The sequence below is a fragment of the Moorena bouillonii PNG genome (assembly GCF_001942495.1).
In the GTDB taxonomy this organism is placed as follows: domain Bacteria; phylum Cyanobacteriota; class Cyanobacteriia; order Cyanobacteriales; family Coleofasciculaceae; genus Moorena; species Moorena bouillonii.
This window is the reverse complement of sequence record NZ_MKZS01000001.1, coordinates 7,502,125-7,519,757: the sequence shown is the minus strand read 5'-3', so window position 1 is coordinate 7,519,757 and position 17,633 is coordinate 7,502,125. Positions and strand designations below refer to the sequence as shown.

Genomic DNA, 17,633 nt, shown 5'->3' with positions numbered 1-17,633 from the left:
CCACCCCCACCCAATTAATTGGGCGGCTAACTCTCGCTTTGTTTACTCTCTGTTTTTTTTCCATCGTGGCAGTGTAGATGAAGTAATTCTAGATTTTTATCCCAATTACTTCCACCTTGTGAGCGCGGTATGATATAATTTGTATGCAATAAATCTCCATTTCTGTTCGCGAAGTATCGGCTACGCCGAAGGTAAGATCAAAGTGGGAGCACTTCTCTTTTTGCCTTTTCAACAGCCTTGCCAATTGAGCTGGTCATTTCAGGATGTTTTCCCATTCTGATACTCCAGTAAATGTAACTTCTCAATTACCCCTGCACCCCCTGTTTAGGATATATGTTGGCAGTCCCTTTGCCAAAAGTATGTGAATCTGTTATAACTCAGATATGACTGAAATAACTGTGCTGGCTACTCTCGACGACACAACCGACCTCCCAGAGGATGAATTTCTGCGCTTGTTTGTGCAACAGCAGCAAGCAATAATAGGGTTGTTGGCGGAGCAAAATCAAGCATTAGAGAAACAGGTAAAAAAGAGCGTCTTTATCGGTTAGCTCAGGCGATGATGTTAGGGGAGTGTGCTTTAGTCAAAGAAGCTAATCAACAAGCTGAACAAGCATTAGTTGATTGGGGTAATAATAAAGTTAACAACTTTTTACCTGATTTTAACTTAGTAATGGAGGTCGCCCAAAAAGATGATATTAAATTTTTAACCAACTTGCTAAATGTCTATCAACTAGCTAATTGCCAAGAAGAAGCTATTAAGCTTCAATAAATCATTCAAACCATCAAAACATCTAAATTTCAACCATATTGATTGGTTTGTTTACCATAAAAAATAATCAAAACCAAATAAGGAGACGTCTATCATGTCTAACAAAGCATTGCAAACTCTACAATTTATCTTTCAAGATCGTCCTGAGGTTTTACGACTATTTGATTTCAGAGAAGTAGATTTAAGTGGTCGTGTAGATGAAGAATGGTTAAAAAAACAATCTGAAAAAGAGTTATTTCCAAAACCTGTTAATTTTTATGCTACTGGACGTACAGGTGCAGGTAAAACTACACTAGCAGTTACTTTGATAGATCCTGATAAAAAATTAGCAAATACTATTAATGATGTTAATAATGATGAGGTTTTTGAAAGTTCAGGTAAAACAGATTGCACTTGGATGGTAGTTTTCTTTAAAATGCGTAGTAACTTATGGTATTTTGATCTTCCTGGTGCTGGAGGTTGTAGCGACACATACGAAAATATTAATCGAGCTGCTTTGATGCTTCCCCAGATTGATGATGAAGATGAGGAATTAATACCTGTTGATAAATTTGAGTTATGGAATTGCTCAGATTATCCTACTACTAAAAAAGTTTTAAAAGAAGATATAGAAGTAGAGCAATGGCAATCCCCCGAAAATCAGGAAAATTGTAAACCTGATATTATTCTTTATGTGGTTGCTCCTCATACTCAATTTGTGAAACCAGATCGTAAATATTTAAAAGCTTTACTGAGAAAACAGAAAAAACAAACTGATAAAAATAAAGTAATTTTTGCCCTTAATATTCATTTTACAGATGATGGAACAAGAATAACCACTGAAGCAAGTGTAGAAGATGCAAGGCAACAAATAACTAAAATTTTTAAAGAATTTTACCCTGATGAATCTGTTCCTATTGTTGAAATTGACTGTAAACAAGGGACAGGCATTAATCAAATTACCAAACTAATGCTTACAATGTTACCAGATAATAAAATTGGTAACTTTAAACAAGTTTTACCCGATCAACTGAAGGAATTTGCTATACAAGAACGTAGTTGCCGTTATCGCAAAGCATTAATTCAGATTGCAAGTCGTTTAGCTACTCGTAAAGTAGATGAAAAACAAGGTAATCAAGACTTACTCAATGAAGCCTATATGGCAGTTGCTGATTATGGTATTCGAGTTTTTCAGGAGGAAGATGCTACCTTGGAAGCTGCAAAAGAATTGAATGATACAATTGTTCAGTTAGCTCAAGAGGCCAAAATTTCACGAGAAGAAGCGCAAACAATCTTAGTAGATCGGATTGTTTATAACGACCAGGAAGTCGAAAAAAGTGAGTATGTACCTGATTTTCAAGACGTAGAAGTTGAAAAGCAAGTTATAGAATATGAACAATCTCAAGAATCAATAAAAAAACCTGTTGATGGAGAAGGTTCTCCTGGTGGTATGGCTGGTGGGGCTGATCTTGCTGGTATGGCTGGTGGGGTTGATCTTGGTCAATTAGCAGGTGCAAGTGCTGCTGCCTTTGGTGAAATGGCGAGTGGTACAATGGCGGCAATAGGAGCTGGTTTAGCAACCGGCGGATTAGCATTTCTACCTGTTCTTGGTGCTAGTATATTTGGTGCTTCTGGAATGGGTGGAAAGAAAAAGAAAAAACAAGTTACTGTTAGTGAGGATGTGATTAAACCCGTAGTTAAAACTATCACAACTACTGAGAATAAATTTATGGGCATGAAAGAAGTTAAGAAAAAAGTTTTAGAAAAAGTGCCAGAAGTAATACAACAAGAACAAGAGATAGGCAAAAAATATTTACAAGGTGGTTATCCTGTTGTTGAAAACTTGTTAGCTATTGGCTTAGGCATTGAAAGTGCTAATGGAAAGCAAAATTTGCAAACTGATTTTCAGGAAATAGTAGAAGTAGGTCGTCGAGAAACTCAAGCAATATTATTGCCATATAAGGAAGCGATTAACTCCTTTGCTGTTAGCGAGAATGAAGAAGAAATTAGCAAAATTTTAGAAAGGATTTTATTCTAACTCTAGAACCTTGTAACAGAGTGGGGAAATCATAACTATTCCCTGCTCTAGATTTAAAAACTATTCTTTAAGCACATGTTAGGAACAAAAAACTATGTATTTCCAACTTAAGCCTCCATCCATTGCTAAAATTCGTGCCAAGTTTATCATTGAAAAGCTCGGCAATTATCCTAGAAATATTGATAATATTAACTTATTTTTTACAGGTAGAACAGGAGCAGGTAAAACGACATTAAGTAATCGTTTGCTTGGTAGTGATTACTTCTTGTCTACAGGTCATCAAGATTGTACTAAGGAAATTAATCTAATTGATTTTCCTATTGGTTTAAAATGTTTTGATACTCCTGGTGTTTGTAGTGATGAACTATTAGAAAATTATAATCGAGTTGCTTTAGGAATTAATCAAATTGAGGATTGTCCCATTGTAGAAGACCTTACTTTAGCAAGATATCAAGAAAATTGTTCTGCTCCTCAAGAAGAAAATCTTAGTATATCAGAATTTGTAAATCTACAATTTCAGCCAGATTTAATTTATTATCTCATAGCACCAGAAAAACTATTTACGAGAGGCGACCGCCAATATTTAAGAGATTTACTAAAAGTTCACCAAAATGTTATTTACGTTTTTAATATGTTTGTTAACAAGCAAACAGGGATGAGCTATTTTGCAAAAGACGCAAATATTCAAGACACAGCTACCCAAATTTCAAAAGTTCATCATAAAGTTTTAGGACAACATTCTCAGCCTGTTATTATTGGAGTTAATTGTTTTACAGGAGAAGGTATTTCAGACTTACTACATCAGTCTTACATAATGTTAAAAGGAAATAAAGGTAAACTTTTTAAAGAATTAATTCAATATCAACAGCAAAAAACTCCTGATGAATATGTTAATCAAGTTAAACAAGAATTAATACGATTATATGCTCATGCTGCTTGTCAAAGAGCAACAGGAAGTGATACTTGCGATCAACCTTTACATCTACTATCTTATAGTCTCTTTGATTTTCTTGCCAGTCTTCCCATTCAGTCAGACCAAGACGATAATTCTATTGCTGAACAGGTTAATAATATAGTAAGCGATGTTTTTGATAATCCAATTTTTGAAAAAAGGTCTGAGTCACTGGAAGATAAGTTTGAGTATTTAATTAGAACCAAAGAATATATCTTTACAGAAAGAATTGAGTATTTTAATCAATTAATTAAGACTTCTGTTTTTGATATACAAAAACAAGCCTATGACCTCAGAAATCAAGAATTTGAAGAATGGGAAATAGAAAAAGAATCTGTTAAGCAAAAATTAGATGAAGACTGGGATAGTATCTTAGCAATAATTCAAAAACTAGATAAATTAAATACTTTACTTGAATCCCTTAATCAAGAAATTGAGGAACTTATTGATGAGTATAATCCCCGTATTGATGCTAATAATTCTCGTTACCTTGACATTTCATCACGTCGTCATAATTTCAACTCTCGTTTTGATCGTTGGAAAGATAGACTTGATAAGTATAATGCTAATATTGACAGGATTAACCGTAGTTCGTCTAGATTAACTTATGAATCTAAACGGTCTCTTGATAGAGAAAGTGATTATCTTGAGCAAGAAAGAAGTTCTATTAAATCAGAAGATAGTTATATTGAATCTCTAGAGACAGAATATCAAAAAAATGTTGAATGTCTTAAAGAAGAAAAAGCTACAATTCAAACTAAAATTGACCAGCGTGATGCTAAAAAAGAAGAATATGGACGCCAAAAAAAATTACTTTTAAACAAATTAAAAGAATATAATCTTTTAAAGAAAAATGCTCAGGATGACAGTAAGTTTTGGTTTGAATTGATTAAATATTTTAACGACGAATTAAGTGCTATTGATGACCAAATTGAGCAAAGAATTGAAGAAATTAACCTTCATATTCAAGAAATTAGAAATCCTCTCTCCAAAGACTATCTTGAAAAATTTACTACAATAGAAGATGCGATTGATGAGTTGCAGAAATTAATTAACCGTTGTCTTGATGAAATGGCTGTCTTTGAAAACCAAATTTTTACTTTTAATCAAGAGCTAAATTATTGTATTTTCAAGGTCAATATCAATAAAAGAGTAACCCAAGTTTTACAAAAAACGACAGAACATTATTTTGATGAAACGGGACAATTTGAATATAGATTTAGTCATTACCATTATTTTGGTAAACATGGAATTACTGTTTTATTAGCATTGACAACAATGATATTTTTTGATATCGATCAAGACTATGATTTTTTTTATAGTGATTTACTCCAAAAAGTAGAAAACTTGGGAAGTTTTCCGGAAAATCCAACAGAAGCTCAAATATATAACTTATTGTCTTGTAATTATAGTTTATTATTTGAACCTGCTTTTGATAACAAAATCAAACAAGCTGTGATGACAAACTAATTAGGAGAAACAGTAATCTTAAACTTATAGAGATATTCACCAGCCACCAGTGGTGTCAAAGATTCAATGGATAGAGAAGCCACAAGATCGTAGTTAACAGACTCATTAGTTTCTACTGTGGATTGGTCTCGATTATCAACTACTTGACCATTTTTTGAAAGTATCTCAATAATTTCCGCATCTGGACTGCCACTCATCGGACGACCTAAGATGCCATACTCTACCTGAATTGCTTGCTCTAAAAGTTTCCGAGACCGCTCATTTAAGGGAATCAATTCCCCAATACTGACGGTGACGTTAGAATTAAATATTAGGTTACTTCTAGCGGGTTGCTCAACCGTAGAGGTCAATCGATTGGCAGAAATTTCTAGGCTGCCGATTTCTACGTTAACAAATGAACCGACTCCCTCCACGGTTCCAAAAAACATAAACTCCTGGTCGGATGTGGCTAACTGGGCACCAGCACCTATAGCACTAACGGCTATGCCCAAGGCAGTTATCGTAGTAATGACTAGGGATTTTATCAGTTTTTTTGACATGGTAATTTCCTGGGATAACGTTACGGTTTTATATCCGTATTATTCCCCTATTACCATCCTGATTATTCCCAAAGATATAGAAAATTTATAGAAATATTACTTTTTATTAATTACTAGTTATTAGTGCCTGATGGCTCACATATAGCTGAATGCTTATCTACCAGTTATCATAAGTCATGAGGTAGACAATATTTTTTACCTCTTGCCTATTGCCTATTGCCTATTGCCTATTGCCTGTTGCCTGTTGCCTATTGCCTGTTGCCTCTTGCCTACTCCCTACTCCCTAAAAAAAATGTTAGATTACTATAAATCAACCATTTATTGGTAAAATCTCCGTAGGAAAAATCAGGTCAAGCCGATTCCCACGGAGACAACAAAAAGATATAGAGGTTAATTGCATTTACATCAATCTTCCAGCGGGATACGTCGCTGGCTTCCAGCCAAAATTTGACCTTAGTTAGCTGTAGCTGTCACGGTAAACTTAAAGGCGTAATCACCACCTTCAAGGGGTAAAAGTCCCACGATTTCCATGTCAGCTTCAACCTCGAATTCGCTAGGAGGTAAATTTAGTGTTTCTGCTGCAGGTTCTCCCATAGTACGTTCGATTTCATCAGTTGTTGGACCATCAATCTCAGTAAAAGAAACGCCATAGGTGTAGGTCTCTGCGGTTTCTAAAAGTCTTTCAGATACCTCATTCGTCGCCATCAAGTCTCCAAGAGAGATAGTTGCTGGACTATTACAAAGCATTAAACCTGTAGCATAATCACCTGGGTTAACAACAGTTAATACTTCGTCTACAGGGTTTGTTAAAGTACCAGCTTGAACATCTACAAAAGAACAGGTGCCCTCTACTGTGCCCTCAAATTCAAAATCCTGCTCTATCGTAGCAGAAGCAGGAGGTACCTGAGCCAAAGCACTGGTAGCACCAGCAGCAACACCTACAGCAGTCAAGGCGGAAATAACTAAGAATTTACCGAATTGGTTTTTCATGTCCTTTATCTGGTGGAAATCAACTGTTTGTTTATACTTCTATTGTTTCCTAATTTGCTAACTGGATACATCCGGAAAGATACCGAAGTTTAAAATTCAGTGAACTTGATTACGGTGGATGAAATTACCGGTGATGGGGTGATGGGGTGATCGTTTTTCTAGTAATAAAGTGCGAAAAGAACCCAATCGACAGGTAGACTGACTACTTCAGTACTGCTAGTGCAGCAACACTGAAGTATCAAACCCCTTAGTTGTTACTGTTACTTCAGCTGACCAAGTTGGGAAGTCTGTATGTAGTTTCCCTTAAAAAAATTAGTCAGCATTTAGTCAGCTCATAGGTGTTGGATGAAAATTATTTCACTAGCTTATCTAGCTGTAACAACTCTATTGTGTTCTTTGATTACCATAACTTCCGTTTTTGCCCAAACCCTAGCACCTGAGGTATCAAAACCGGAAGTCGCCGCCACTACCTCTAGCCCAAGGCGAAACGATAGTGATCAATTGATTATTCTTCCTGTAGGCGTCAATCTGGGAAAACAGAATGTGATTCCTAGTACCTTAGTGCGGGGATTTGAAGATGGTTCCCAGGCAATTAATTTTGAAACATGGCTGATTCCCTTAGATGATGTGATTCAGGGCTTGAAATTAGATGTCAAACCCTTAGAAGACGGTCTATTAGAAGTGCGATCGCCTGGTTTAGTTACCCGCATCAATCCAGAAGAATTACCAACTGACCCAGAATTAGGAGTAGTCATTCCTGTCAAAACCATCCAAACTCTTCTAGGAGTCCCGACGGAGTTTGACATGATTGAATACGCCATTACGTTTAATCCCCCCTGGTTAAATGTGCGGCGCAAAGGTCGGCGCACTCCAGAAATCCCAGTTGTACTGGAAGGATTATCTGAGATTGATGCCCCTGCCTTTAGCATATCCGCGATCAGACAACGGGTGAATATTAGTGGCAGAGGGGGTGGTAGCAGTTCCTTTTCTAATTCCACAAACTATAGTGGAGAATTTACCAGCGTCGGCACCTTATTAGGAGGTAGCTGGTTTCTGAGGACTAGCCAACCGGATTTAACCAATACTGGGACGTTTCGGTTACAGGAAGCCCAGTATTTTCGGCAAACCGATGCAGCGGATTTTGTCCTAGGTTCCCAGCCCACCTTTTGGCAAAGTCAAGGGACAGGTCAATATTGGGGTGCGACCACTATCCAGCGGTGGGGATTTACCCCACCCTTATCAAGGGGTGGATTTAGTCCTAGCCAACGGTTGCAAGCTAATGACATTGGACGCAGCATTACTGGGGAAGCTGAACCGGGTACCTTAGTCCAGTTGACCCAAGGTTTTAATGATGTGGTAGTGGATGAAATCCTAGTGGACTCCTCTGGGGTTTACCGCTTTGAAAATGTCATAACTGGACGAGGCGGTAGCAATACTTATCGCGTCTTTCTATATCCTGATGGACAGCTTACTGCGGACCCGGAAATTCGAGAGGCCAAATTCTCTACTCTACCCGGTCAATTGACCAAGGGAGCCTCTGCTTTAGTTGTTTCCACTGGCTTGAGTCGGGAATCGAGCCAGAATGGGAATTTATTTGGTGAGTTTACAGACGTACGGGGAGGAATTGCCTATCGCTTAGGAGTCACAGAAGACCTGACTTTGGGGATGGGGGTGGTTTACGACGAGTCAGTATTGGGGTTAGGGGAACTATTCTATCAACCTGCTGGCTTTCCCTTAAAGGTAAAAGTGTCTGCTCTTTTGGGTACAGAGGATGAGGGGATAGACTATGATGCCAGTATTACCTTCCAACCCTCCCCTAAGCTAAGCTTTAACTTCAACAGTGATAGTCTAGCTCAGCGGTTTCGGGTCAACTGGCAAGCCTTTCGTGGTTTAACCTTAAGAGCCAGTGGTAACACTCGGGAGGAAGCCTTAGCTGCTGGTATGAGCATTTCCCACACTAGCCAAAATTTCTCACTCTTTGCCAGTGCTGACATCGACACCAATAATAACTTGCGCTGGAGTTTGAGGTCTAACCTGGGAAGTCTGAGACTGTCCCATCGAGGCAATGAAATCACCACCAATTCCGAACTAATCTATTATTTGTCCAATAGCAGTGCCTCTAGAGGACATTCTCTGCTACTGGGTTACGAAACCCGGGATTCCAATAACCGTGATGATCACCTGGCTCGCTTAGCTTGGCGCTATCGTTCTCCACAACAGTCTAGTGATGGTCGATATCTCTGGGACTTGGATTTCGGCTATGGCTTCGGTTCTCGGGGTAATGGATTGATTGCCTCAGCTTCCAGTGCCGTGATTCCCGGATTAGTATTGCGGTTACGTTACCAAGAAATATCTACTAGCTCTGATGGCAGCACTTTCAGGATTGAGCTTTCTCCCAATATCAATGTCCAATCAGGGATTAGCGGTGCCGACACCCGCTTTGACCGCTTACGCAGCCGAGGAGGATTGTTAATTCAGCCATTCTTTGACAACAATGGCAATGGTAAGCGAGATAAAGGGGAAGAGATTTACGTCGAAGAGCCTGATTTACTGTTACTGCTGAATAATAAATCGATAACCTCGTTTCGACCAGATATTCGCAACAATGGGATTTTTGTCAAACTCGACCCTGACACCTATCGCCTCGACCTTGACCCTGCCGGATATCCCATCGACTGGAAACCCGAGGAATCCGCTTATGCAGTGGAGGTGGTGCCGGGTAGCTATACTCCGGTTACTGTGCCAATGGTACTATCCTACACCTTTGCAGGTGTAGTAACTGATGCTGCGGGAGAAGCGGTGCAGGGGGCGAAGGTAGAAGCAGTACCAGTTGATTCAGGAAAATCGATTTTTTCGATTACCAACGGTGCTGGGGTCTTTTATTTAGAAGGCTTGCAGCAGGGTAAGTATAATTTACTGATTAATGGTGAATCGGCTCAACCGAATCAAATTGAGATTAAGCCAGATTCCGAACCTTTCCAAGAACTGAATTTATCGATACTCCTTCGTCCTTAGTCTTTATTCGTTAGTGTTTTTTATCCATAAAAGAGTTTATAGGTAATAGGTAATCCTCAACTACCCATTACCCATTACCTATTACCTGTTACCCATTACCCATTACCTATTACCGATTACCCCCTGGAATACGAAGAGTTCACGCTTCAACTTCTGCTGGTTCTGGTGTAGGGGCTGGGGATGATTCCTCTCTGATGGTGAGGTAGCGAATCACATCTTGACTTAGACGCATTGCTCGCTCAATCTTGGCGACATGGGTACCTGGTGCATTATAGTTCATTTGGATATAAATCCCTTCCCGGTACCTATCTATGGGATAGGCTAAACGACGCTTGCCACGATGCTGAATCTCGATTTGCTCTCCACCGAGTTCCTGCAATAGGTCTCGGTATTTGCCGATAGCTTGATCTACTTGTTCCTCGCCCAAATCAGGACGGAGGATGTACATCATTTCGTAAGTGTTTTGCACTGGTATTAATCTCCTTATGGACAATTTGGCTTCTTTTTATCCGATAGACAGCACTAACAATCAGCACTAACAATCAGCTTTCCTTGAACCACACCTTAGGTCATAGTCAAGGTTGGGTAATTGACTTGCTTGCTACTGGATAGTTAAAGAAGCAAGGAATTGATCTATCGCTACTTAAGCGGACACTTACCGGATCGGTAAGTGTTTGGAGTGGTCAGACTTATCTGAATACTTTTATCTGAATCCTTTATCTCAATCCTTGACAAGGATTACCGATTTCACATTATAACCCCTTGTGCAACCAATTTCAATTAAATTTCAATTAAATTGTGCTCAAAGATAGTACATTCGTCAAAGGGGAATACCACTAGACACAACCAGAGACTACCAGAAGATGCTATGTCTAAATGCAGCTTATTATCTATTCTACTGTTAAGGACAATCTGTTATCGGTACTCAGTACTGACGTACTACCAACTCAATACTACTTTAGATAAAGTAGAGAATTTTCGTAATATTATCAAGGAACATCTATTGTTATGACACAGCGTTACGTTCGAGTTAAATCTTCTAAAGGACAGACCTACTACGGTTTGTTACAGGTGACCCGCACTATTCAGGTGCTGGATGCACCACCTTGGTTACAGGGACAACCCATAGATTTAGAGTTGGAACCAGAAAGCTATCAATTGCTGGCTCCGTGTGCACCAACTAAAATCGTGGCTGTAGGCAAAAACTATACTGAACACGCAGCGGAATTGGGAACATCAGTTCCTGAGGAACCCTTACTGTTTCTTAAACCCCCTACCACTATAATTCCTGACTCTCAAGCTATCCAGTATCCGCCTCAGTCTCAGCGAGTAGACTATGAGGGAGAGTTAGCAGTGGTAATCGGTGACTATTGCTTAGACTGCACACCAGACGAAGCTCAATCCAAAATTTGGGGTTATACGATCGCTAATGATGTAACGGCTCGGGATTTACAAAAGCGGGATGCCCAGTGGACCAGGGCTAAGGGATTTAATAGCTTTTGTCCCCTCGGACCCTGGATAGTCCGGGAGTTGAGTGCTGGGGCAAAATTGCAGACCTTTCTGAATGACAACCCTGAGCCAGTACAATCAGCTTTAATTAGTCAAATGGTATTTCCGCCAGATGTTCTGGTATCTTACATTTCCCAGGTGATGACCCTAGTACCAGGGGATGTGATCCTTACGGGGACACCCAAAGGAGTAGGACCAATGGAAATTGGCGATCGCGTCCGGGTGGAAATTGAGGGAATTGGTCACTTGGAAAACACGGTTATCTCACGCCCTTCACAGGCTAAGACTAAGGAAGACTAGGGGACTTGGCTGTAAACGGCTTGACTAAGGCTTGGTATTTCTGCATAACGACCCATCAATGATTGAATCATAGAATAGCCGCAGGCGGCAAGGACGCCTAAAAATACTATATTATATAAGGTTTCTGTTAGCAAGTTAACCCCTAGTGCTTGGACTAAAATTGGCAACAATAGAAAACCCAAAACTAAAAGAATGTCTAAAAGAATCGCTTGCATGGTGTTAAAGCGAACGAAATGGCTGATTTGTGGGTTTCTGACTACGGCTAAGAATAAAACAAAGAAAATAATTAACCCCGCCAACGGGAAACTCCTGTAAATGAAAATTAACGGTTGTAGTGGCAGGTAAATAATGCCGAGAATGGGAAACTGTCTTAGCAGAAATTGACCAAAGGGCAAAACCACAATTAGAGGGAGTAGATATGCAAGGGCTGCAAAAATCCGGTCTTTAACATCTGTTGACCCGCGCCAAGTCATGGTGCTTTCTCCTTGAAGATGTTCAGATAAGGGGTACACTAACTACTATTCAGCATAGCGCAGCACAACACTTTACCCCTGAGCGACCTGAAATGCAATTGACCTGCATGTCACGCGGGGCGCGTTCGCCTACTAGAAAAGTCAATCCATATTTACCAGACGGAATCCCATTTCACACTCATACTGTTGAGCTTGCTTCTCACTTAGCTTCTTGAGCACATGGGCACAAAGCAATTTTCCTTGATGCCAGCGAGGTTGACCACTTGGGTCAGCCAGTAAACAACATTGACAGACAAGGTCGGGGGAAATTACTTGGTTATCCGTTAAAATGACTAACATAGCACTAATCCCATTACGCTATCAGGGCTGATGCCGAATCATGATACTTTAATTTCTTCTCAACAGCAGACTGAAGGATAGTAAACAGTGTTTATTGGCGTTTATTTGCTCACTATACCACCCATACTCATCCTGAAAATATTAACTAATCAGCTTAGTGCTTAAGTTTTGTTTATTAGTGCTGTTGATTAGAACTGTTTCTCAATGCTATTCCTATCTTATTCGATAGTCTGGATGCTAGGTATTGTTTTACTATATAAATTATACTATAAATTTTAATATAATCAAAACTTTAAGTTTTGCTAAAAATTTGTCTAATCTGAGTCGGAATCGTTTCAGAATCAAGCTTTAAGCTCATCGTTACCGATGAATTGTTTGACAGGACTTATGAAAAACTGGTAAAAAACTGGGCATCCAACTCCCATATGTAGTAGGAATAAGTAGTAGGGATAAGTAGTAGGGATAAGTAATAGGGTGCGTTAATAACCCACCCTGTAGTAGGTAGAGTTACTGGGTAAGTCCTGTTTAAGGGTCGTGTCCAAACAAACCACCTGTGAAGAAATCTTCAGGGCGACTAAAGCTGCTATTTAGCTACCGGTAGTCGCTGATGGGATAAACCCGTGCATCAAAGCGCTACCTCAGTTTTTGATTCCCGCTCCTGCCTAGACAGGGCTTGATTGCCTCAGAGGATTTTTTGTAAGCATATACACCTTTAAGGTTTTTGTGTCAATTAGCAAACGTGATCGATCCTAGAAGTAAAGAAAGTGACTCAAACTAACTTAGATTTTCTCGCCGAAACCGATCCCACGATAGCCACCTATCTGGGAGAAGAACTCCAACGTCAACGGGAGCATCTCGAACTTATTGCTAGTGAGAACTTCACCTCCCCAGCGGTGATGGCAGCACAAGGCTCAGTGCTAACTAACAAATATGCTGAGGGATTGCCCGGAAAGCGCTACTATGGCGGCTGTGAGTTCATTGACAAAGTCGAACAAGTAGCGATTGACCGTGCTAAAGAACTCTTTGGTGCTGCTCATGCCAATGTTCAGCCCCATTCTGGCGCTCAAGCAAACTTTGCGGTATTTCTAACCTTACTAAAACCTGGTGACAAGATTATGGGGATGGATTTGTCCCATGGCGGACACCTCACCCATGGGTCACCAGTGAATGTTTCCGGTAAATGGTTTGAGGTGTGTCAGTACGGTGTCAGCCAGGAAACTGAGCAATTGGACTATGGTCAGATTCGGGAACTTGCTCTGAAAGAGCGTCCCAAACTGATTATTTGTGGCTATTCCGCCTATCCCCGAATCATTGACTTTGAAAAATTCCGGGCCATTGCTGATGAAGTGGGTGCCTACCTGATGGCGGATATAGCTCATATTGCTGGTTTAGTTGCCACTGGTCATCACCCTAATCCTGTTCCTCACTGCCATGTGGTCACTACTACCACTCACAAGACCCTGCGTGGTCCACGAGGTGGCTTGATTCTGACTAATCAATCGGATTTGGGTAAAAAGTTCGATAAGGCAGTGTTTCCCGGAACTCAGGGAGGTCCGTTGGAACATGTGATTGCTGGTAAAGCTGTTGCGTTTGGGGAAGCCTTGACCCCAGCATTCAAAACCTATTCTGCCCACGTGATTGAAAATGCTAAGGCTTTGGCAAGGGCACTGCAAAACCGGGAGTTAAAGATTGTTTCTGGTGGTACAGATAACCATGTATTACTGGTAGATTTGCGCTCTATTGGTATGACAGGTAAGCGAGCTGACCAACTGGTGAGCGGTGTCAAGATTACGGCTAACAAAAACACTGTTCCGTTTGACCCAGAGTCGCCCTTTGTCACCAGTGGCTTGCGCCTAGGTTCCCCAGCCATGACTACCCGAGGCATGGGAGTGGCAGAATTTACTGAGATTGGTAATATTATTGCCGATCGCTTACTGAATCCAGAGGATGAGCAAGTGGCAACTGAATGTCGTCAGCGTGTGGGACAATTATGCGATCGCTTTCCTCTGTATCCCCATCTGGCCAGTCTTGTACCAACTTTGGTCTAAGGCTTGATGTTTGACAGTTAAGCCTCAGCATAACACCTACAGTAGGGTGACCTAATAATCGACCCTACTGTAGACTTACTAGGTAAGTCCTGTTCCTCAGTATGTGTTAAAGTACAAAGGCTATTGTGGACTTACTATGCCAAACTGTTAGTTAAAATTAATCAGAAAGTACCTATCAATTGATTGGATTATTTAAAATTTAAAATAACTAAAAAAATATTGGTTAAAAAAAGTTTCTAAGATTAGAAAGCCTGATTTAGCTTAGAAGATAAGTAAGAGTAATAAAAACAGGTATTTATTTTATTTTGTAAAAATCATGTAATACCGAGCTTAGCTTTCATAAAAAGAGTGAAAAGTATTGCTTAATTAAAAATAAGTAGGATTGGAGAGTTTGGTAGTTTAAAAAAAATCTTATAAAGAATATCAAACTATCGAACAATAAGGATTAGAAAAATTTGACATAGCAGCCAGTTATGTAGAGCCATTCATTATTGATTGAGAAACACTATATATAGCATTTCAAAATAAAATCTGAAAACGCAACAGTTTAAAAAGTACTATAAGTGTGGGACAATAATAGAATAGCCGAAAAAAATAAATGAGATCTTGCCCCTGAGGCATAATAAATGAGTGCAGAAATTATTTGTGTAGGTACTGAACTGCTGCTGGGGGATATTCTCAACAGCAATTCTCAGTTTTTAGCCCAGGAGCTAGCGGCATTGGGGATTCCTCACTACTATCAAACAGTAGTGGGAGATAATATCGGGCGTTTACAGCAAGTCTTGGAAATTGGTAGTGAGCGCTCCACTATCCTAGTATTTACTGGTGGTCTTGGTCCGACGCCCGATGACTTGACCACGGAAGCGATCGCTAAATTTTTTGGCGCTACTCTGATTGAAGAACCGGATGTTATTGAGGACATCACTCAGAAGTTTGCCCGGCGGGGACGTCAATTAACTACCAATAACCGCAAGCAAGCCCTAATTCCAGAAGGGGCACAAGTATTACCCAACTTGAATGGAACAGCTCCTGGTATCATCTGGAAACCCCGTGCTGATTTAACCATTCTCACGTTTCCTGGTGTTCCTAGGGAAATGCACCAGATGTGGCGAGACACGGCTGTTCCCTATCTCAAAAGCCAAGGTTGGGGTAAAGAAATCGTTTATAGCCGGATGTTGCGGTTTTGGGGGATTGGAGAATCGGCTTTGGCTGAGAAAGTTGCTCCCTTTTTTGACCTTACCAACCCCACGGTTGCTCCCTATGCTAGTAAGGGACAAGTGAGGTTAAGAGTTTCGGCCCGTGCGGGTTCAGAAACTGAAGCGCAACAGTTAATTGAACCAGTAGCGCAAAAATTACAGGAGATTGGGGGAATTAACTATTTCGGTACTGACACCGATACCCTAGCCTCAGTAGTGGGTCAACTATTAACGGCTGGCTCAGAAACGTTGAGCGTAGCGGAATCCTGCACTGGTGGCGGTATTGGGAGTATGATAACCAGTGTCCCGGGGAGTTCTAATTATTTTCTCGGGGGTATCATTGCTTATGATAACGCTGTGAAAACTGGTGTACTGGGAGTGAATTCCTCAGATTTGAAGGCGATGGGGGCGGTAAGTAAGGTTGTAGCAGAGCAAATGGCAACGGGAGTGCGATCGCTTCTTTCTTCAACCTGGTCACTGAGTATTACAGGCATAGCTGGACCTGGAGGCAATACCGATACCAAGCCTGTGGGTCTAGTTTACATTGGTCTAGCCGGACCAGATGGCATTTTAGAATGCTACAAGTACACCTTGGGTCAACATCGGAGTCGGTCTGACCTACGTCACATCAGCGCCTGCTATGCCCTTGATCGCCTACGGTGCAAATTGCTAAATCGGTGAACTTGTTAGTTAGGGTTAGTTAGCAGGCAGTAGTGCACCCGATCACCCTTTTCAATCTAATTTCAAGCTAAATCCCTGCACTTGGGGGCCAGGTGGTGAAAATAAACACCACCACAGTAGCGATCGCAAGCATTCCCTGAATCAAATTTCCTACCAATGAACCGACCACAATCCCCAAGCCAGCTTTAAACGATTGCTTAATTCTAGGCTGTAACTTTAACTTCCGTTGATAGAGAAACTCACCTAAAAACGCCCCTAACAACGGTCCAAGCAAAATCCCTAGTAACGGTCCGCCGAAGGGCAAGGCGGGTAAAAGACCAAACACCCCCATGAACAAGCCGATTATGGAACCAATTTGTCCCCAATTACTCGCACCAGCTTTTTTTGCTCCCCAGTAAGCGGCTAAAAAATCGACCCCCATACCGAGTAGCAACACAAAGATTGCTACGCCCAATGCCCAGGTGACGCTACTAAAGCCCTCAGCAATACCCCAAATTAGGGTGGCAGCTAAAATCAACATGGCACCGGGAATGCCAGGAACAACCGAACCAATAATGCCTACTAGCATCAGCAGAATCAGGAACCAGTACAAAATGATTAACCACATTATTTAAATTCGAAGCGGTACCCACATCTTAGAAATGACCAGAGAGAGTATTGGCGAGTTTATCAGCAATCCCCTCAATCCAATTTTCATCTTGTTTAGTGTAACTTCGGGGAGCATTGGCTGCCAAAATTAGCGCTCCTTGGTTGCCAATCGGTTGACATATGACACCTTGTGTGTTATTAGGCAAGTAGTCAAATTCAAGTCGCCCTGGATAGAGCTTCAGGTTAACGAGATAGACGGCTTTTTGAGTTTCCAGGACCCGCTTGAGAATTGCTCCAGGCTCGACTTGGGGATTTTTGCCCAATATCCCTCGCCGCAGCAAGACTTTGCCTTGGTATACCACTACAAGCGATCGCGTTACTGTATTAGTCAGTAATAGATGGGATGCCCAGGCTAATTCAGTTTTTACCTGATCTGGCAGCTCGGTCGCGAGGTCGAAACCCTCTTCGCCAATCAGTTTAACGGCATCAGGAGGTTTGGGCTGTACCTGCTGCCACAGTAAACCTGTCAAAATCAATACAGCACAAACAATTACCCCGACAGCATCAGAACGAGCTTGAGAATTGGTAAGCTGGGAGGTTAATAAACGGTTGATCAGCAACAGGCCCCCTGCCAATCCTCCAACCGCAAATGGCAGCAGCCGCAGTACATCATTTTGGTCGGGTTTAGCCATCATTCACCTGTTGGTTGTTAGTTCAGGACTTACGCAGCTCAAAGGAAACATCAAG

The 17,633-nt window shown here is 40.9% G+C and carries 16 protein-coding genes; 8 read left to right on the top strand and 8 right to left on the bottom strand.

Annotated features, from left to right (window positions below; all coding sequences use genetic code 11):
* Nucleotides 1-26: 26 nt before the first annotated feature.
* Nucleotides 27-149, bottom strand: coding sequence for an HNH endonuclease (locus BJP37_RS41725; RefSeq protein ID WP_081431384.1), 123 nt, complete (start codon nt 147-149; stop codon nt 27-29).
* Between the two features lie 234 nt (nt 150-383).
* Here BJP37_RS41725 and BJP37_RS40325 point away from each other — a divergent pair, with 234 nt between their 5' ends.
* The 4 genes from BJP37_RS40325 to BJP37_RS30650 all read left to right on the top strand — a co-directional run bounded on the left by BJP37_RS40325 (nt 384) and on the right by BJP37_RS30650 (nt 5,208).
* On the top strand, nt 384-548 hold the full coding sequence (locus BJP37_RS40325; protein WP_158069832.1) for a hypothetical protein: 165 nt from the start codon (nt 384-386) through the stop codon (nt 546-548).
* An 8-nt stretch (nt 549-556) separates the two neighbouring features.
* A complete protein-coding gene (locus tag BJP37_RS30660) occupies nt 557-769 on the top strand; it encodes a hypothetical protein (RefSeq protein WP_143727873.1) in 213 nt (70 codons plus the stop codon).
* Between the two features lie 94 nt (nt 770-863).
* A complete protein-coding gene (locus BJP37_RS30655; RefSeq protein ID WP_075904607.1) occupies nt 864-2,786 on the top strand; it encodes a hypothetical protein in 1,923 nt (640 codons plus the stop codon).
* Between the two features lie 94 nt (nt 2,787-2,880).
* Nucleotides 2,881-5,208: a GTPase gene (locus tag BJP37_RS30650; protein ID WP_075904605.1), complete on the top strand. Its 2,328-nt coding sequence runs from the start codon at nt 2,881-2,883 to the stop codon at nt 5,206-5,208.
* Here the strand turns inward: BJP37_RS30650 and BJP37_RS30645 are convergent.
* Together BJP37_RS30645 and BJP37_RS30640 are read right to left on the bottom strand one after the other, a co-directional pair.
* Nucleotides 5,205-5,747, bottom strand: a complete 543-nt coding sequence (locus BJP37_RS30645; RefSeq protein ID WP_075904603.1) for a hypothetical protein — start codon at nt 5,745-5,747, stop codon at nt 5,205-5,207. The two genes, BJP37_RS30650 and BJP37_RS30645, sit on opposite strands and share 4 nt — an antisense overlap.
* Nucleotides 5,748-6,200: 453 nt before the next feature.
* Complete coding sequence (locus BJP37_RS30640; protein ID WP_075904600.1) at nt 6,201-6,737, bottom strand: hypothetical protein; 537 nt, start codon at nt 6,735-6,737, stop codon at nt 6,201-6,203.
* 345 nt (nt 6,738-7,082) lie between these two features.
* Between BJP37_RS30640 and BJP37_RS30635 the strand changes: the two genes are divergently transcribed.
* Nucleotides 7,083-9,752 (top strand): carboxypeptidase-like regulatory domain-containing protein, encoded by a 2,670-nt coding sequence (locus tag BJP37_RS30635; protein WP_075904598.1) that lies wholly within the window; start codon nt 7,083-7,085, stop codon nt 9,750-9,752.
* A 139-nt stretch (nt 9,753-9,891) separates the two neighbouring features.
* On the opposite strand, the gene rpsF is transcribed toward BJP37_RS30635, so the two are convergent.
* Nucleotides 9,892-10,200: a 30S ribosomal protein S6 gene (rpsF, locus tag BJP37_RS30630; protein ID WP_214607797.1), complete on the bottom strand. Its 309-nt coding sequence runs from the start codon at nt 10,198-10,200 to the stop codon at nt 9,892-9,894.
* A 560-nt stretch (nt 10,201-10,760) separates the two neighbouring features.
* Here rpsF and BJP37_RS30625 point away from each other — a divergent pair.
* A complete protein-coding gene (locus tag BJP37_RS30625; RefSeq protein WP_075904593.1) occupies nt 10,761-11,561 on the top strand; it encodes a fumarylacetoacetate hydrolase family protein in 801 nt (266 codons plus the stop codon).
* On the opposite strand, the gene BJP37_RS30620 is transcribed toward BJP37_RS30625, so the two are convergent.
* Together BJP37_RS30620 and BJP37_RS30615 are read right to left on the bottom strand one after the other, a co-directional pair.
* A complete protein-coding gene (locus BJP37_RS30620; RefSeq protein WP_075904591.1) occupies nt 11,558-12,034 on the bottom strand; it encodes a Tic20 family protein in 477 nt (158 codons plus the stop codon). The two genes, BJP37_RS30625 and BJP37_RS30620, sit on opposite strands and share 4 nt — an antisense overlap.
* Before the next feature lie 141 nt (nt 12,035-12,175).
* Entirely contained in the window at nt 12,176-12,373 is a 198-nt protein-coding gene (locus BJP37_RS30615) for a hypothetical protein (RefSeq protein WP_075904588.1), read from the bottom strand.
* 764 nt (nt 12,374-13,137) lie between these two features.
* Between BJP37_RS30615 and glyA the strand changes: the two genes are divergently transcribed.
* Nucleotides 13,138-14,421, top strand: coding sequence for a serine hydroxymethyltransferase (gene glyA / locus BJP37_RS30610; protein ID WP_075904586.1), 1,284 nt, complete (start codon nt 13,138-13,140; stop codon nt 14,419-14,421).
* A 626-nt stretch (nt 14,422-15,047) separates the two neighbouring features.
* Complete coding sequence (locus BJP37_RS30605) at nt 15,048-16,298, top strand: competence/damage-inducible protein A (RefSeq protein WP_075904584.1); 1,251 nt, start codon at nt 15,048-15,050, stop codon at nt 16,296-16,298.
* Nucleotides 16,299-16,365: 67 nt separating this feature from the next.
* Here BJP37_RS30605 and BJP37_RS30600 read toward each other — a convergent pair whose 3' ends face one another.
* Nucleotides 16,366-16,905 carry a DUF456 domain-containing protein gene (locus BJP37_RS30600; protein WP_075904581.1) on the bottom strand — a complete coding sequence of 180 codons (540 nt, stop codon included), beginning with the start codon at nt 16,903-16,905 and terminating at the stop codon, nt 16,366-16,368.
* A 28-nt stretch (nt 16,906-16,933) separates the two neighbouring features.
* Nucleotides 16,934-17,578: a cofactor assembly of complex C subunit B gene (locus tag BJP37_RS30595; protein WP_075904579.1), complete on the bottom strand. Its 645-nt coding sequence runs from the start codon at nt 17,576-17,578 to the stop codon at nt 16,934-16,936.
* Nucleotides 17,579-17,633 lie beyond the last annotated feature (55 nt).

What these genes read in the sequence shown, in the direction of transcription:
- BJP37_RS30650 (WP_075904605.1), top strand. Translation starts at nt 2,881, where the DNA reads ATGTATTTCCAACTTAAGCCTCCATCCATTGCTAAAATTCGTGCCAAG.
- rpsF (WP_214607797.1), bottom strand. Translation starts at nt 10,200, where the DNA reads ATGTACATCCTCCGTCCTGATTTGGGCGAGGAACAAGTAGATCAAGCT.
- BJP37_RS30640 (WP_075904600.1), bottom strand. Translation starts at nt 6,737, where the DNA reads ATGAAAAACCAATTCGGTAAATTCTTAGTTATTTCCGCCTTGACTGCT.
- BJP37_RS30595 (WP_075904579.1), bottom strand. Translation starts at nt 17,578, where the DNA reads ATGGCTAAACCCGACCAAAATGATGTACTGCGGCTGCTGCCATTTGCG.
- BJP37_RS30635 (WP_075904598.1), top strand. Translation starts at nt 7,083, where the DNA reads ATGAAAATTATTTCACTAGCTTATCTAGCTGTAACAACTCTATTGTGT.
- BJP37_RS30655 (WP_075904607.1), top strand. Translation starts at nt 864, where the DNA reads ATGTCTAACAAAGCATTGCAAACTCTACAATTTATCTTTCAAGATCGT.
- BJP37_RS30645 (WP_075904603.1), bottom strand. Translation starts at nt 5,747, where the DNA reads ATGTCAAAAAAACTGATAAAATCCCTAGTCATTACTACGATAACTGCC.
- BJP37_RS30600 (WP_075904581.1), bottom strand. Translation starts at nt 16,905, where the DNA reads ATGTGGTTAATCATTTTGTACTGGTTCCTGATTCTGCTGATGCTAGTA.
- BJP37_RS30620 (WP_075904591.1), bottom strand. Translation starts at nt 12,034, where the DNA reads ATGACTTGGCGCGGGTCAACAGATGTTAAAGACCGGATTTTTGCAGCC.
- BJP37_RS30625 (WP_075904593.1), top strand. Translation starts at nt 10,761, where the DNA reads ATGACACAGCGTTACGTTCGAGTTAAATCTTCTAAAGGACAGACCTAC.
- BJP37_RS30605 (WP_075904584.1), top strand. Translation starts at nt 15,048, where the DNA reads ATGAGTGCAGAAATTATTTGTGTAGGTACTGAACTGCTGCTGGGGGAT.
- BJP37_RS30660 (WP_143727873.1), top strand. Translation starts at nt 557, where the DNA reads ATGATGTTAGGGGAGTGTGCTTTAGTCAAAGAAGCTAATCAACAAGCT.
- BJP37_RS30615 (WP_075904588.1), bottom strand. Translation starts at nt 12,373, where the DNA reads ATGTTAGTCATTTTAACGGATAACCAAGTAATTTCCCCCGACCTTGTC.
- BJP37_RS40325 (WP_158069832.1), top strand. Translation starts at nt 384, where the DNA reads ATGACTGAAATAACTGTGCTGGCTACTCTCGACGACACAACCGACCTC.